The sequence below is a fragment of the Streptomyces sp. NPDC087263 genome (assembly GCF_044744645.1).
In the GTDB taxonomy this organism is placed as follows: domain Bacteria; phylum Actinomycetota; class Actinomycetes; order Streptomycetales; family Streptomycetaceae; genus Streptomyces.
Window position 1 is genome coordinate 84291 of the sequence record NZ_JBIUYT010000014.1, and the last position, 13877, is coordinate 98167.

Consider the following 13877-nt stretch of genomic DNA (forward strand, 5'->3'; position numbering starts at 1 on the left):
TGGTTCATTTGGGGGGCCGGAAACGGACGCGTACAGGCCGGACCGTGGGAGCGTGGGGTTCACGGGGCCTGTTCGGTGGCCAATTCCGCTGGTCAGGATCCAGCCTCCGGAACCCCGAAGCTGACGTGAGAGAGGGACAACCTGATGCGGGACGCGTACCACGAGGAACTTGACTCGATCGGCGAGGGCCTGGTCGAGATGGCCCGGCTCGTCGGGTCGGCGATCGGACGCGCCACGACGGCCATCCTCGACTCCGACCTGAAGCTCGCGGAGAGCGTGATCGCCGCCGACGAGAAGGTCGACGATCTTCAGCACGAGCTGGAGGCCCGGGCGATCGCCCTGCTGGCCCGCCAGCAGCCGGTGGCGACGGATCTGCGGATCGTGGTCACCTCGCTCCGTATGTCGGCGGACCTGGAGCGCTCCGGCGACCTGGCCCAGCACGTCGCGAAGCTGGCCCGGCTGCGCTTCCCCGAGCGGGCGATCCCGCACGACCTGCACGCCACCATCCTGGAGATGGGCCAGCTCGCCCAGCGTCTGATGGCCAAGGCGGCCGAGGTCATCATCACCAAGGACGTCGACCTCGCGCTCCAGCTGGAGCAGGACGACGACGAGATGGACCTCCTGCACCGCACACTCTTCCAGCACCTGCTGGACGACAAGTGGAAGCACGGCATAGAGACCGCAGTGGACGTCACCCTCCTGGGCCGCTACTACGAGCGCTTCGCCGACCACGCGGTGTCCGTCGCCAAGCGCGTCGTGTTCCTCGTGACGGGCGAGCACGCGGACGAGATCCAGCCCGACATTCAGCCGGTGACGGGGGTCGAGGGGGCCTGATCCGGACCCGGTGCCTGGCTCGTCCCGCACTCCGGGCCGCACTCCGGGGGCGCGCGAAAGACTCGGTGCGCCGAGCATGCGCCGTTGATGCGCCCGCCGGAGTGGGCATGAAATGGGCGACAGGAGCGGTGCGGCGCAGCGTGCCTCGCACACCTCGTGCCTGAAGGAGGGACCCATGGCCGAATCCCCCAGCACGCCCGACCCCACACAGGACAGCGACACCCAGCAGCCCGCCGAGATCAAGAACCTTCCACTGTTCGGCGCCTGCGGCTGCGGCTCGGGGTGCGGATGCGGATGCCAGTCCGGCAATCCCTGCCAGTGCGGCTGATCGCGTAGACACGTACATATACGTACGTAGAAGAGGTCCCGTCGTCATGACGGGGCCTCTTTGCGTGTGCTCGCCTCGTGTGCCCTCGCCCTGGGGTGCCGGGAACCCCGGAAGGGGACGGTCCGTTGCGAATTAAAGGAACGGTAAAGCGAGTTACTGAGTTACTGCGTTGCTGAGTCCGCAGTTCGCAGTTCGCAGTTCGCAGTTCGCGGAGTCCCACCCCCACTCTTCACGGAGGCCTGGAACCATGACCCAGAACCACCGTCCCCAGCCGTCCCGGCGTGCCGTTCTCGGCGGCGCCACCGTCGCCGCACTCGCGGTGGCGGCCGGTACCGGCGCCGGCACGGCGAGCGCCGCCGCTGCCACCCCGGAGGCCTCGTGGCCGACCGAGTTCCCGCTCCCCGACGGCTTCCTCCCCGAGGGGATCACCATCGGCAGAAAGCCGTACGCGTACATGGGCTCGCGTGCGAACGGCGCCATCCTCCGCACGGACCTGCGCACCGGCGAGGGCGAGGTCATATTCGCGGGCGGCACCGGCCTGGTGTCCGTCGGCCTGAAGCTGGACGACGACGGCCTGCTCTACGTCGCCGGAAGCACGGGCATCGCGCGGATCCACGACTCCCGCACCGGCGAACTGGTGACCACGCACCAACTGACGGAGGCGACAGGCCACTTCATCAACGACGTCATCCTGCTCGGCGACCGCGCCTGGTTCACCGACTCGCGCGACGCGGTGCTGCACGGCGTACCGCGCGGCCGTGGCGGGGCGGTCCGCGCCCTGCCGCTCACCGGCGACTGGGTCCAGACACCGGACGTGAACAACGCCAACGGCATCGTCGGCACCCCGGACGGCCGCGGCCTGATCGTCGTCAAGAGCAGCCCGGGCGAGCTCTACAACGTGAACCTCAAGACCGGGTACGCCACCAGGATCACGCTGGTCGGCGCGGAGACCGTCGTCAACGGCGACGGCCTCGTCCGCATCGGCCGCACGCTGTACGTCGTACAGAACCGCCTCAACCTCGTCACCGTGTTCGACCTCGACGCCAAGGCCACCACCGCCACCCTGCGCCGCACGATCACCGACCCGCGCTTCGACGTACCCACCACGGCCGCCCGCTTCGGCAACCGCCTCTACCTCGTCAACGCCCGCTTCACGAGCCCGCAGTTGCCGGACACGACGTTCAACGGCGTGGCTGTTCCGCTCTGATCCTTCCCGGAGAGTGGAGTGGGTGCGGCCCGGCGGTGCCGGGCCGCGGCTGCCTTCTCTGCCGCCCCAGCTCTCTGCTGCCCCCGCTGCTGCTGAGGCTCCTGGGTCTGCTGTTACTCTCATGCCGCTGTGCATGGGGGGCAGCCGGGGGGCTGGACATTTTCGCAGCACCGTCGACGCGCGCCTGATCGGCCGCCACCATCCCGTCACGCCTTTTCTGTTCGGCATCCCAGGAGGCGACGATGGCCCGTCGTACTACCGCCCGTGGCGTCGTCGCCGCGTTGGCAGTCCTAGCCGTGACCGCCGGTCCCGGCCCGCTCGCCGTCACGGCCGACGCGGACAACGGTGTCGGGGACACCAACGCCGTGAGCGCCACCAACGGTGTCAGCGGCACCGCCCTCGCGGCGGAGAAGGTCTTCCAGGCGGACCGCTACATACCGCGCAAGGACCGGATCCACACCGCGGGACCCAGCGGTTATCTGCATGCCCAGGAGGGGCGTTCCGGCTACCTGTGGACGTCGTACGACACCGGTACGACGACCGAGTTGGGCGACCTGGCCCGACTCGAACTCCCCGCGTACCTCGGATCGTCGTCCGACGTCGTGGCCGATGTCGTCTCGCCCACGCAGAAGGTCGTCCTCAGGGACCTCTCCGCCGGTACGGCCACGGACGTCGCCCTCACCCACGGCACGTACGGGGCGACCTTCGGCACCCATGTGCTGACCCAGGCCCGGGACACCGCGGGCAACCGCGTGCTGTGGCTCTACGGCGACGGCGCCCCCGCCGACGGCACCCTGGTCGACGGATGGCCGACCGGAATCACGACCAACTTCACCGTCCTGGGCGGCGACAGCGGCAGCGCCGTCATCGGCTATGTGTCGGCGAACGGCGAGCGGCACCTGGCGCTGGTGGACCTGGCCGGCGCGAGGGTCACCGGCGATGTGGTCGTCCCTGCCGCCCCGACCGGCGTCGCGCTGAGCGCGGACCGGCTGGTCTGGTGGTCCGGCAGCACGTCGGCACACGTCCTGGACCGCGCCGACCTCTCCGCCGCAGAGACGACGGTGACGCTGCCCAGCACGGAGGGCGGCACGCCGTACGTGGGCATCGCCGGACGCTGGCTGGTGGTGGCCCGTTCCGTGCCGTCGGGCTCGCACGACCTGACCAACGACTCCGGCGAGCGGCTGATGGCCGTCCCCCTCACGGGCGGTGACCCGATCACCCTGCTCCGGCACGCGAACAGTTCCCTCGTCACGGCACCGGACGGCAGTCTGCTGGCCGTCGGCGGCGCCGACGCCGGGCACTGGGCGGTACGCCGGGTCACCGACACGGGGGCGGACACCCCGACGCTGACAGAGCTGACCGCCGTACCGTCGGTGCCCGCGAGGATCGACCGGCTGTCGTTGCAGAACGGGACCCTGGCCACCGACGAGGCCGACAGCAGCTTCCTGGGCGCCTACTACACGCGGCGGATCGCCGCCGACGGAACGCCGGGGGCGCCGACCTGGGGAGACTGGGACGGCTTCGACGTGGGCCCGTACACCACGGGGGACGGTCGCGCGGTGACGTTCACGGCCGACTCCGACCCCACCGTCGGCTCGTACGTCGGATCCCTCGACAAGACCGACGAGGCCGGCTTCTTCTATTTGCCCTCGGCCGCCGGAACCGTCCTCGACATCACCGGCCGCTACGCCATCGTCAACGGCTCGTCCCCCGCCAAGCAGTACGTCGGCGACCTCGGCGTCTACAGCGATCTGCAGCCCATCCTCACCCGCTCCGTCACGGCCGCCTCCGTCTGGGGGACCAGCCTGTGGACGCCGGGTTCCGGCACCGGTGTCGTCACGGCCAAGGACCTCAAGACCGGTAAGACCACCGAAACCGTCAGCACCGGCGCTCCGTGTGTCCCCAAGGAGCTCCAGGCGGTGGGCCGTTGGATCTACTGGTCCTGCGGCACGGCCGCGACGGCGGGCGTCTGGGACCGTACGGCGAAGAAGAACATCCCCGTCCCGTCGGGCGAGGCCCTGCTCGGTGACGGCTACCTCGTCCGGCACGACACGTCCGCAGGGGCGCTCCTGCTCACCGACTTCGCCGACGGCACCGCGGCCACCCGCAAGATCGGCGACCTCGCGGCGGGCACCTCCAGTCTGCGCGGGGTGACCTGGACCGTGGACAAGTTCGGCGGACCCGCGGCCTACGTCGACGCGGACCAGCGGATCCACCTGGTGCCCAGCGAGGTGGCCACCCAGCGGCTCGCGGTCACCGAGTCCGAGGTGACCGACAACGCGGAGGAGAGCGACTCGGCCGGCAGCCCGTGGTGGCAGTGGCGCGGGCTGCTCTCCAAGCCCGCCGCCTCCTGGACGGCCACGCTCACCAGCAAGACCACCGGCGCCGTGGTCCGTACGCTCTCCGGCGGGGAGGTCAGCGGCAACCTGACCGCGCGCTGGGACACGCGCGACACCAAGGGCGCGTTCGTCCCCAACGGCACGTACACCTTCAAGCTGACGGCCCCGCCCGCCGACGGTTCAGGAACGCCGCTGACCGTGTCCCAGACGGTGAAGGTGTCCAACGGAGCCGCCGTACGCCACGACTTCACCAACAGCGCCACCTGGGCACCCGACGGAACCGGCGACGCCCTGACCCTCAGCTCGTCCGGCGTCATCAGCTACCGGCCGGGCAACGGGACGGGCGCCCTCGGCGCCGGCGTGTCGGCCTCGGGCTGGCCCTCCTCCGTGACGCCGGTCCCGTTCGGCGACCTCAACGGCGACCGCCGCAACGACATCCTCGTACGGTTCAGCAGCGGCGAACTCCGGGTGTACCGGACCAGGCGCGGGCAGGCCTTCACCACGAGCACGCCGTACACCTCGCTCGGTAAGGGCTGGAACCAGTACGACGTGCTGACCTCGCCCGGCGACGTCAGCGGCGACGGCCGCCCCGACCTCATTGCCCGCAACTCCGCCACGGGAGCCGTCTACCTCTACAAGGGGACGAGTTCCGGAAAGCTCTCGGCGCGCGTGAAGCTCTACGACAACTGGAAGACGTACAAGAAGATCGTGGGCGTCGGCGACCTCAACGGCGACGGCATCGGCGACCTGATCGCCCAGGACAAGTCCAACAACCTGTACCGGTACTTCGGCACGGGCAACGGCACGTTCAAGGCGCGCGTCAAGCTGTTCTCGGCCTGGGGAGGTTCCTACAACGCCATCGTCGGCGTCGGCGACCTCACCGGCGACGGCAAGGCAGACATCATCTCCCGCGACACCTCCGGCAACGTGTGGCGCAACAACGGCAACGGCAAGGGCTCCTTCGGCGGCCGCACGAAGATCGCCACCGGCTGGCAGGCGTACAAGGGGGTGTTCTGACGTCGGCGGCGCAGCGCCGGGCCCACGGGCCCGGCTGCGGAATCGTGGGGCTGTTGGTTGCTGACCTGGTTGAGCGGCTGGGTTGCGGGCTCTTCTCGCTGGGCCGCTTTCACTTTGGTTCCCCGCTGTTCTCCGCTGTTCCCGCTCGATCTGGTGCGGTTGTGGTGCGAGCTCCCGAGCCCGGCTTTCTGGCAGCCGCCACCGATCCCAGCCCGACCACAATGACGACAGGCGCAAAGCTCAACACGTCGGACACGACCACGACCGGGAACGAGGCGTTCAGAGCTCGGGGAAGCCTGCCCAGTGCCGCGACACCGATGATGAGGGGAAACCACACGCGGTAGCAGCGGAAGCGAAAGGCATCCGCTCCGCGGCTTACCTGTTCTTGCTCCACGAGGCGCCAGTACGCGGCGGCCACGACGAAGAGGGCTCCCATGCCCACGATGCCCCAGGTCATTGCTGCCACCATTCCCCCACCACGCTGCGTGCGCCTGCGAACGCAACTGAACGGGACGGAAATTGAGGCGCACCTTCTCGTGCTGACCTGAAGCGGATACTTTCGGCTCTACAGGCCACGAAGCGCCTCGTGGAGATCGTCGTAGGCGCACCAGCAACCGATACTGCCGTCGTCGTTCAGACTGCCCATGTACCAGTCCTCGTCGTTGACGGGCTTCAACAGACACAGTCCATGGAACCCCAAGACGATCTCAGGACAGAGGCGTTCATCCTTTGCCGGCCATCCCAGCCACGTCACTACGCGATCGGTGTCAAGAGCCGTGGCCCCCCGATCGCCGGAGACCTTGCGGATCCCCTCCAGAGTCCACCCTGCCGGTAGCTGCCCGTCTGCCATCCCACCCATGATGACAGCCACCGCGGTAGCCGAACTACTGCCCGCAGTCTCGTTATCTTGATCTTGAGAAACGTGATCCAGCACGCCTCTCGCGCGCAGGTCAACCTCTGTTGTCCGAGGTGGTCGGGCCCCTTGTGCCCGACCAGAATTGAGACCACGACAACAGAGCGCCTCAGGCGTTTGTAGGGGGAAACAGAACATGCGCGTGAACAAGAAGATGGCCGCCGCTGCTTCCGCGGTGGCGATGATGTCCGGTCTGCTGACCATGGCCGGATCCACCACCGCCAGTGCCGCGGACGGCTGCACCACCAACAACGCCGGGACCGCCCGGTCGGCGACCGGCGGCCGCGGCCAGCTCTTCGAGCTGCGGGTGAACGGCTCCGGGGACAACACCTGTGCGTGGGGCCGCGTCACCAACGGCGCCGCCGGCATGCACGTCTGGGTGGACCGCAGCAGCGACGGCGGGCGCACCTGGGAGCCGCAGCTGGGCTGGCGCGAGGTCGACGCGGGAACCAGCGTCTACACCGAGGCCTGGCGTGACCGCAACGGCCAGCTGATGCGGGCCTGCGGCGACTCCGGCTACAACACGACGATCACCTGCACCGGCTGGTACTAGGCGGCGCCCGCACCCCGCTGGAGAGCCTCCGAGGGAGCGCTCACCAGCGGGGTGCACGCGTTCCCGGCGACCCAGAGCGCGCGACTCCCAACGGTGCTTTGCGGAAACGAGCTGCGCGACAGGCTTCACCGTGCGAAGCACTCGGCCAACCCTGCGGCACAGCTTCACGCGAGCTACGTGCTGTGGCTCCTTGACCGCCCTGACATACCGAACACCCGGCACGTCTGGCGCACGTGGCTTTGATCCCACGGTGAGAAGCGTGGCCGACCAGTTGGCCGTACTTGGGCCGGGCTCAATGAGCGCACCCCGCGGTGGTCGCTCACGCCGCTTGAGTAGGCGTACTCATGCGGAGTGCGGGATGAAGCCCGCAAGCTACGTTCCATGCGGTTCGGCGCAGGATTGGCGACAGCTGGAACGGTGGTGGAAATGAAGCGTCCGAGCAAGCCGTCGACCGGTCAGCAGGTGGGAGTCAGTCTGGCGCTGCTCCTGGTCGACCTGATGGTGATCGCCTGGTTGGTGTACGGCTACGGGATCACAGGGTGGGCCGACAGCTACGACGAGTCCAATCCACCGGACGCGCCTCGGTTTGCTCGGCAAGCGATGTGGTTCCTGACCGGGGGTGCGGTGCTCACCGGCGGTGGTCTGCTTGCTCTGGGATGGCGCATCTCCGGCACCGTGCAGCTACTGCTTCTCGGCGGCGGGGCGGGATTGTTCGCCCTCGCCACTGCGCAGTGACAACTCTGTAAGCGACCTTGGAACCCGTCGTGGCAGCGATGTCGCAGTGGGTCCAAAACCCACACCCACCGCGGTTGAACGGCCCCTGACCACGCGAATCGGTCGGGGTTGTTTTATACGCGCAGTCCGTCAGCAACCGTGGTTCCCCGTCGGTTCCCGGCCGAACGGCACGGGAAGGACACGGGTACCACCTCGGCGGCCGCGGGAGTCCTTAGGATGGCCGAGGGGGCGGAGCTGTAGCGCAGAGGTCGTCGCGCGCGGTCTCCAAAATCGCGAGGACGCCGGTTCGAATCCGGCCGGTTCCGCCTTCTCGCCGTATCCGGCGTCTCTGCCGTGCGCCAGCCAGTACTGGTGCTGGGTGGGCGTGGGGCCCTACAGCGCTTCGTCTCGAACCAGGATCAGGCTGACCGAGCCCTCTTCGATATTGATGCCACCCTCAAGATGCTCGTGGTACCCGTCCTTGAGTTCGGGATCTGCGAGCCCCATGAGTCGCTCAGCCAAGTCGCGCAACCCCGCAGCATTGGCCGCAACGGTGATTTCGGTTGCTGAGCCGTACACCTTGATCCTGGGTTCCTCCATGCGGTCACGCTACAGCGGGCCTTCACTACCCATCCCAACTCACCAGTCACTCCCAGCTCCCACGACGTTCACCACGGATCCGCCGACACTCGTGAACGGCGCCCCTCCCGCCCCGGGGTCTGAGCAGACCTGAGGCACCAGTACAGCAACAAGCCCCCTACCTACGAGAAACCCGCAGGTAGGGGGCTTCTTCAGCTCTGCTTACTTCTTCTTGCCCTGGGTGTTGTCGGAGATCTCGGTGACCTGCGTTTTCGCTGCTCAGGGGCGGTGGGCTCGTGCGCCTGGTGGTTGTCGTCGGTCGTCCTTGGCCAACGTTGAGCGACCTCGGACGGCCCAGGGACGGCCCAGCGGAAAATTGAGGTCGAGACACCCCACCGTTTCACTCCAAAGGCCCCGACCCTCCCGAGCCGGGCCCCGCGAGATCACGACTCCACACAGACCCTAGGGATGTGGGCCGCCGTCACCGTCCGCGTCAGGCGCCTTGCCAGCGCTCGTCGGGGCCCCTGTGAGGGACTGTAGGGCGCGGACCAAGCACGTGGCGTCCGTACTGGAGAGCGGGGCGAGGAACCGGCGTTCCATCTCCTGGCGGGCGAATTCGGCGTCGCGAAGGCGCTCCCGCCCGGTCGGCGTCAACCGCACGATGTTCTTGCGTCGGTCCTGGGGGCTGCGGCGGCGCTCGACGAGTTCCTTGCCCTCCAACGTGTCGACGAAGGCCACCATCGTCGTGCGGTCGATGCCCAGCTTGCCCGCCACTTCCAGTTGAGACAGCTCGTCATGCGCGTCGAGCACGGCGAGAACCGCCAGTTCACGGCCGTCGATTCCGTGCGACGCCAAGGCCCGCGCGGACTCCTCGGTCAACCGCAGGTACGCGTGCTTGAGCAGATAACCGAGGCGGGAGGAGAGGACCTCGGGCGGTGCGTCGCGAGTCATGGGCACAGCGTATCCAGGAGCTGATCGTCAGCATTGCTGACGATCAGCTACGCTGATGATGATTACGCCGTCGTCAACGGCGGCGCGTCAAATCGAAGGGCGCGTGGCAACCATGTCCGACCAGCACCTCCCCTCCGTGACATTCGGACTCAAGACCACCCCCATGCGGGTCCCCTACGAGGACATCCTCCGCGTGTGGCAGGAGGCCGACGACCTGCCCGAAATCGCGGACGCATGGTTGTGGGACCACCTCATGCCGATCGCCGGTCCCAAGGATGGGCAGATCCTCGAGGGGTGGACCCTGCTGAGCGCCCTGGCCGCCAGGACCCAGCGGCTGCGGCTGGGCCTGCTCGTGACGAGCAATCGGATCCGGCCGCCCGCCGTCCTCGGTAAAATCGCCACCACGGTCGACGTGATCTCCGGGGGCCGCCTGATCATGGGCCTCGGCGTCGGCGGCACCGTGCAGCCGCCCCACGCGGGTGGCATCGCCGGCGAGAATCCGGCCGTCGCGGAGTACGCGGCCTACGGCCTCACGCTCGTGCCGCCCGCCGAAGGCATCGCCCGCCTGGAGGAAACCGTCGCCATCCTGCGCGGCATGTGGACGCGGGACGTCTTCGACTTCCACGGGGACTACTACACCCTGACCGGCAACCGCAACGAGCCGAAACCTGTTCAGAGGTCAGGACCGCCCCTGCTGATCGGCGGCTGGGGAAACAGGACGCTCCGCCTGGTCGCCGAGCAGGCCGACATCTGGAACATTCCCGGACCGCCGCACAACACCCTGGACTACATCACCGAGCGCAGTGCCGTTCTCGACGACCACTGCGCCACCATCGGCCGTGACCCACGGACGATCACCCGCTCCGTGCAGTACATCGTCTCCTACGACGACCCGGCCACCGACCGCAAGGCCGTCACGGAGCTCATCGCCGCAGGCATGACACACATCGTGCTGAGCCTGCGGAGCCCCTATCCCTCACAAGCCGTGCGGTGGCTCGCCGACGAGATCATCACACCCGTACGCGATGCAATCGGAGAACTCTGATGACAGGGCTGTCCGCCACCCGTCAGAAGAGCCCTCCCTGCCCAGATCGCCCACGCTGACACACCTCAACTGATCCACACGTCTTGACGATTCGCCTTCCGGGGGTGCCGCGCTCGGGGCGAGACTCCGCGAGCCCGGTAGCCCGTGCCCTGACCGGCACAACGACGTTGCGCGTAGCCTCCGACATCTCCAGCTCCGTACGCCCACGTCATCTTCTCCGCGTTCGAGCTGAGCTCTCGGCCCCCATGGCGGACGGTTGCCTGCGCCGGAACCCCTGCGACTCGCGCAAAGTGGCCCTGCCCCCGCAATGGGCGCCCGACGCGTCGCCCATGGGAGCCCGAACGCGCTCCCGTGGTCCCAGGCCATGAAAATGCCTCCCATTCGCGCCGTTCGCGCAGGTGGGAGGCACGATCACGGAACCTACTTCTTCTTGCCCTGGTTCTTGACCGCCTCGATCGCGGCCGCTGCGGCGTCCGGGTCGAGGTAGGTGCCGCCGGGGTTGAGGGGCTTGAAGGAGGCGTCCAGTTCGTAGGCGAGGGGGATGCCCGTGGGGATGTTGAGGCCTGCGATGTCGGCGTCGGAGATGTCGTCGAGGTGCTTGACGAGGGCGCGGAGGGAGTTGCCGTGGGCCGCGACCAGGACCGTACGACCGGTGAGGAGGTCGGGGACGATGCCGTCGTACCAGTACGGGAGCATGCGGAGGACTACGTCCTTGAGGCACTCCGTGCGGGGGCGGAGCTCCGGTGGGATCGACGCGTAGCGCGGGTCGGCCGACTGGGAGAACTCCGTGCCGTCCTCAAGGGCGGGCGGCGGCGTGTCGTACGAGCGGCGCCAGAGCATGAACTGCTCCTCGCCGAACTCGGCGAGGGTCTGGGCCTTGTCCTTGCCCTGGAGGGCGCCGTAGTGGCGCTCGTTCAGGCGCCAGGAGCGGTGGACCGGGATCCAGTGACGGTCCGCGGACTCCAGTGAGAGCTGGGCGGTGCGGATCGCGCGCTTCTGGAGCGAGGTGTGGACCACGTCGGGCAGCAGGCCGGCGTCCTTGAGCAGCTCACCGCCGCGTACTGCCTCCTTCTCGCCCTTCTCGTTGAGGTTGACGTCCACCCAACCGGTGAACAGGTTCTTCGCGTTCCATTCGCTCTCGCCGTGGCGGAGGAGGATCAGCTTGTACGGTGCGTCGGCCATGGCTCCGAGCGTAATCCAACCCGTGGGGCCGTGAGCCCCGGGGCCGTAGAGCGGACGGCGGACAGACAGCGGAGCGGACAGTTGACTGCTTCTGTTAATTGAGTGGCCATGCGAGGGCCGTCATTTGTAAGTTGCGCCTACTGCCCGAGCCGCTTACATCCGTGGGGTCCCGATGCCAATCGCCGTCATGAGACGTGCCGTCCGCGAGAGCGTCTCCGGACTCCCCCGCGAGTTCTGGTGGCTCTGGACCAGCACCCTCGTCAACCGGCTCGGTGCTTTCGTCGCCACCTTCATGGCCCTGTACCTGACCATCGACCGCGGCTACTCCGCCTCGTACGCCGGTCTCGTCGCCGCCCTGCTCGGCCTCGGCAGTGTCGTCTCCTCGCTCGGCGCGGGTGTGATGACCGACCGGCTCGGGCGACGGCCCACCCTGTTGATCGCGCAGGTGTCCACGGCGGGCTCCGTCGCACTGCTCGGGTTCATGCACGGCCCGGTCGCCATCGCGAGCGTCGCCTTTCTGGTGGGGGCCACGTCGAACGCCTCGCGGCCCGCCGTGCAGGCGATGATCGCCGACATCGTGCGGCCCGAGGATCGCGTACGGGCCTTCTCGATCAACTACTGGGCCATCAACCTCGGCTTCGCCGTCTCCTCCGTGGCCGCCGGTTTCATCGCCGAGTTCAGCTACCTCGCGGGCTTCCTCATCGAGGCCGGAATGACCCTCGTCTGCGCGCTCGTCGTCTTCGCGAAGGTCCCGGAGTCCCGGCCGGTCCAGGTCGCCAAGGAGACCGAAGACGGGGATGGCGTCGGGCTCGGGACCGTGCTGCGCAACCGGCGTTTCATGACCGTCGTCGGCCTGTCCTTCCTCGTCGCCGTCGTCTTCCAGCAGGGGTCCGTCGGCCTCCCGGTCGCGATGGGCGAGGCCGGCTTCACCCCGGCCGACTACGGCATGGCGATCGCCGTCAACGGTGTGCTCATCGTCGTTCTGCAGATCCCGGTCACCCGTTTCATCGAGCACCGGGATCCCAAGCGGCTGCTCGTCATCTCGTCGATCCTCGCGGGGTACGGCTTCGGGCTCACCGCCTTCGCCGGGTCGGTCGGCGTCTTCGCGCTCACCGTGTGCGTGTGGACCCTGGCGGAGATCGTCAACGCGCCCACCCAGACGGGGCTCGTCGTCCGGCTCTCCCCGGTACACGGCCGCGGCCGTTATCAGGGCATGTACACCCTGTCCTGGGCCCTCGCCTCACTCGTCGCACCGCTGATGTCCGGCCTCGTCATCGACCGCTTCGGCGCGGAGTGGCTGTGGGGGCTGTGCGCGGTGGTTGGGACGGTGGCGGGGGTGGGGTACGGGGTGCTGATGCGAAAGCTTCCGGCGGAGGAGTCGTGGGCTACGGCTACGGCTACGGCTACGGCTACGGCTACGGCTACGGCTACGGCCACACCATCGCCCGTCACCGCGAAGGCGGAGGGGGCCGGCTCCCTCCGCAACCGTGCCGGCACGACTGCGGGAACCGACACAGTTACGGAAGCCCGCACGACGGCAGGAACCGACGCGACTGCGGAAGCCCGCACGACGGCACGAACCGACGCGACCGCAGGACCCTGCACGGCTTGAGCCAACGCACACCCCCCACCTGAGTCCCCCACCCACCCGGCATGAGTACGCATGCTCATGTCCCCCCGGCCCCCCGCCGCCACGCTGGACGCATGACGAATCGGGGAACGCTTCTGACCGCCGCCACCGTCCTGGTCGCGGCCGTGCCGGTGGCCGCATGGGGGCTGATGGGACAGCAGAACTCCACGGAGCTGCCTGCCTCTCAACTCGACTACGCCTTCGAGCCGTTGGGGATCTCGGACGGCCCGGCCGGCGTGCTGGGCGCAACGGCCCTGCTGCTGGCGGGAGTTGGCGCGGCGCTGCTCGTACGGGCCTCGCGGAGTGGCGGTCTGGACAAGCGTTGGTGGGGGGTACTGGCGCCGCTGGTCATGGCCGGACTGCTGGTCGGGACAGGCTGGCGAATCCTGACGGCGGGTGTCATCGGCGCCAATATCGGTGCCGGGCTGGTCGTCTTCTTCATGGTCCCGGCGGTGGCCGGGCTGCTCCTTTGGGCGCTGGGCCGCGGTGTGTGGCTGGCGACCCGTCGCCCCACAGGAGGCCAGTGGTCGGGTTTCGCCCCGCGCGGCGCATAGCTTCAGCGATGCTGAACCAGACGCGACACCA

Annotated in this window: 14 protein-coding genes and 1 tRNA gene; 10 read left to right on the forward strand and 5 right to left on the reverse strand. The window is 68.5% G+C overall.

Annotated features, from left to right (window positions below; all coding sequences use genetic code 11):
* Positions 1 to 144 precede the first annotated feature (144 nt).
* From phoU to ACIPC1_RS35855, 4 genes are all read left to right on the forward strand, one after another.
* A complete protein-coding gene (gene phoU / locus ACIPC1_RS35840) occupies positions 145 to 834 on the forward strand; it encodes a phosphate signaling complex protein PhoU (RefSeq protein WP_402524904.1) in 690 nt (229 codons plus the stop codon).
* A 175-nt stretch (positions 835 to 1009) separates the two neighbouring features.
* A complete protein-coding gene (locus ACIPC1_RS35845; protein WP_365445923.1) occupies positions 1010 to 1162 on the forward strand; it encodes a hypothetical protein in 153 nt (50 codons plus the stop codon).
* A gap of 247 nt (positions 1163 to 1409) precedes the next feature.
* On the forward strand, positions 1410 to 2369 hold the full coding sequence (locus ACIPC1_RS35850; RefSeq protein WP_402524906.1) for an SMP-30/gluconolactonase/LRE family protein: 960 nt from the start codon (positions 1410 to 1412) through the stop codon (positions 2367 to 2369).
* Positions 2370 to 2611: 242 nt separating this feature from the next.
* Complete coding sequence (locus ACIPC1_RS35855) at positions 2612 to 5725, forward strand: FG-GAP-like repeat-containing protein (protein ID WP_402524908.1); 3114 nt, start codon at positions 2612 to 2614, stop codon at positions 5723 to 5725.
* Positions 5726 to 5834: 109 nt separating this feature from the next.
* Here the strand turns inward: ACIPC1_RS35855 and ACIPC1_RS35860 are convergent, their stop codons facing one another.
* Together ACIPC1_RS35860 and ACIPC1_RS35865 are read right to left on the reverse strand one after the other, a co-directional pair.
* The gene (locus tag ACIPC1_RS35860) at positions 5835 to 6182 is read right to left on the reverse strand and encodes a hypothetical protein (protein WP_402524910.1); all 348 of its coding nucleotides are present in this window, start codon (positions 6180 to 6182) and stop codon (positions 5835 to 5837) included.
* 108 nt (positions 6183 to 6290) lie between these two features.
* The gene (locus ACIPC1_RS35865; RefSeq protein ID WP_402524912.1) at positions 6291 to 6575 is read right to left on the reverse strand and encodes a hypothetical protein; all 285 of its coding nucleotides are present in this window, start codon (positions 6573 to 6575) and stop codon (positions 6291 to 6293) included.
* Between the two features lie 199 nt (positions 6576 to 6774).
* Here ACIPC1_RS35865 and ACIPC1_RS35870 point away from each other — a divergent pair, with 199 nt between their 5' ends.
* The 3 genes from ACIPC1_RS35870 to ACIPC1_RS35880 all read left to right on the forward strand — a co-directional run bounded on the left by ACIPC1_RS35870 (position 6775) and on the right by ACIPC1_RS35880 (position 8231).
* Entirely contained in the window at positions 6775 to 7191 is a 417-nt protein-coding gene (locus tag ACIPC1_RS35870) for a glycosyl hydrolase (protein WP_402524914.1), read from the forward strand.
* A 381-nt stretch (positions 7192 to 7572) separates the two neighbouring features.
* Positions 7573 to 7926, forward strand: a complete 354-nt coding sequence (locus tag ACIPC1_RS35875; protein ID WP_402524916.1) for a hypothetical protein — start codon at positions 7573 to 7575, stop codon at positions 7924 to 7926.
* Between the two features lie 230 nt (positions 7927 to 8156).
* Positions 8157 to 8231, forward strand: a tRNA-Trp gene (locus tag ACIPC1_RS35880).
* 67 nt (positions 8232 to 8298) lie between these two features.
* On the opposite strand, the gene ACIPC1_RS35885 is transcribed toward ACIPC1_RS35880, so the two are convergent.
* A complete protein-coding gene (locus tag ACIPC1_RS35885; protein ID WP_402524918.1) occupies positions 8299 to 8505 on the reverse strand; it encodes a hypothetical protein in 207 nt (68 codons plus the stop codon).
* A 441-nt stretch (positions 8506 to 8946) separates the two neighbouring features.
* On the reverse strand, positions 8947 to 9435 hold the full coding sequence (locus ACIPC1_RS35890) for a MarR family winged helix-turn-helix transcriptional regulator (RefSeq protein WP_402524921.1): 489 nt from the start codon (positions 9433 to 9435) through the stop codon (positions 8947 to 8949).
* Positions 9436 to 9547: 112 nt separating this feature from the next.
* On the opposite strand from ACIPC1_RS35890, the gene ACIPC1_RS35895 reads away from it, so the two are divergent.
* Positions 9548 to 10480, forward strand: a complete 933-nt coding sequence (locus ACIPC1_RS35895) for an LLM class flavin-dependent oxidoreductase (RefSeq protein ID WP_402524924.1) — start codon at positions 9548 to 9550, stop codon at positions 10478 to 10480.
* Positions 10481 to 10900: 420 nt separating this feature from the next.
* Here the strand turns inward: ACIPC1_RS35895 and ACIPC1_RS35900 are convergent, their stop codons facing one another.
* The gene (locus ACIPC1_RS35900) at positions 10901 to 11662 is read right to left on the reverse strand and encodes a phosphoglyceromutase (protein ID WP_402524926.1); all 762 of its coding nucleotides are present in this window, start codon (positions 11660 to 11662) and stop codon (positions 10901 to 10903) included.
* 172 nt (positions 11663 to 11834) lie between these two features.
* Between ACIPC1_RS35900 and ACIPC1_RS35905 the strand changes: the two genes are divergently transcribed.
* Positions 11835 to 13274: an MDR family MFS transporter gene (locus ACIPC1_RS35905; protein ID WP_402524928.1), complete on the forward strand. Its 1440-nt coding sequence runs from the start codon at positions 11835 to 11837 to the stop codon at positions 13272 to 13274.
* Positions 13275 to 13366: 92 nt separating this feature from the next.
* Complete coding sequence (locus ACIPC1_RS35910; RefSeq protein ID WP_402524930.1) at positions 13367 to 13846, forward strand: hypothetical protein; 480 nt, start codon at positions 13367 to 13369, stop codon at positions 13844 to 13846.
* The last annotated feature ends 31 nt before the right edge of the window (positions 13847 to 13877 follow it).

Excerpts from the sequence above, each read along its gene's own strand:
- phoU (WP_402524904.1), top strand. The coding sequence starts at position 145 with ATGCGGGACGCGTACCACGAGGAACTTGACTCGATCGGCGAGGGCCTG.
- ACIPC1_RS35870 (WP_402524914.1), top strand. The coding sequence starts at position 6,775 with ATGCGCGTGAACAAGAAGATGGCCGCCGCTGCTTCCGCGGTGGCGATG.
- ACIPC1_RS35875 (WP_402524916.1), top strand. The coding sequence starts at position 7,573 with ATGCGGTTCGGCGCAGGATTGGCGACAGCTGGAACGGTGGTGGAAATG.
- ACIPC1_RS35855 (WP_402524908.1), top strand. The coding sequence starts at position 2,612 with ATGGCCCGTCGTACTACCGCCCGTGGCGTCGTCGCCGCGTTGGCAGTC.
- ACIPC1_RS35860 (WP_402524910.1), bottom strand. The coding sequence starts at position 6,182 with ATGACCTGGGGCATCGTGGGCATGGGAGCCCTCTTCGTCGTGGCCGCC.
- ACIPC1_RS35850 (WP_402524906.1), top strand. The coding sequence starts at position 1,410 with ATGACCCAGAACCACCGTCCCCAGCCGTCCCGGCGTGCCGTTCTCGGC.
- ACIPC1_RS35910 (WP_402524930.1), top strand. The coding sequence starts at position 13,367 with ATGACGAATCGGGGAACGCTTCTGACCGCCGCCACCGTCCTGGTCGCG.
- ACIPC1_RS35885 (WP_402524918.1), bottom strand. The coding sequence starts at position 8,505 with ATGGAGGAACCCAGGATCAAGGTGTACGGCTCAGCAACCGAAATCACC.
- ACIPC1_RS35865 (WP_402524912.1), bottom strand. The coding sequence starts at position 6,575 with ATGGCAGACGGGCAGCTACCGGCAGGGTGGACTCTGGAGGGGATCCGC.
- ACIPC1_RS35845 (WP_365445923.1), top strand. The coding sequence starts at position 1,010 with ATGGCCGAATCCCCCAGCACGCCCGACCCCACACAGGACAGCGACACC.
- ACIPC1_RS35890 (WP_402524921.1), bottom strand. The coding sequence starts at position 9,435 with ATGACTCGCGACGCACCGCCCGAGGTCCTCTCCTCCCGCCTCGGTTAT.
- ACIPC1_RS35905 (WP_402524928.1), top strand. The coding sequence starts at position 11,835 with ATGCCAATCGCCGTCATGAGACGTGCCGTCCGCGAGAGCGTCTCCGGA.
- ACIPC1_RS35895 (WP_402524924.1), top strand. The coding sequence starts at position 9,548 with ATGTCCGACCAGCACCTCCCCTCCGTGACATTCGGACTCAAGACCACC.
- ACIPC1_RS35900 (WP_402524926.1), bottom strand. The coding sequence starts at position 11,662 with ATGGCCGACGCACCGTACAAGCTGATCCTCCTCCGCCACGGCGAGAGC.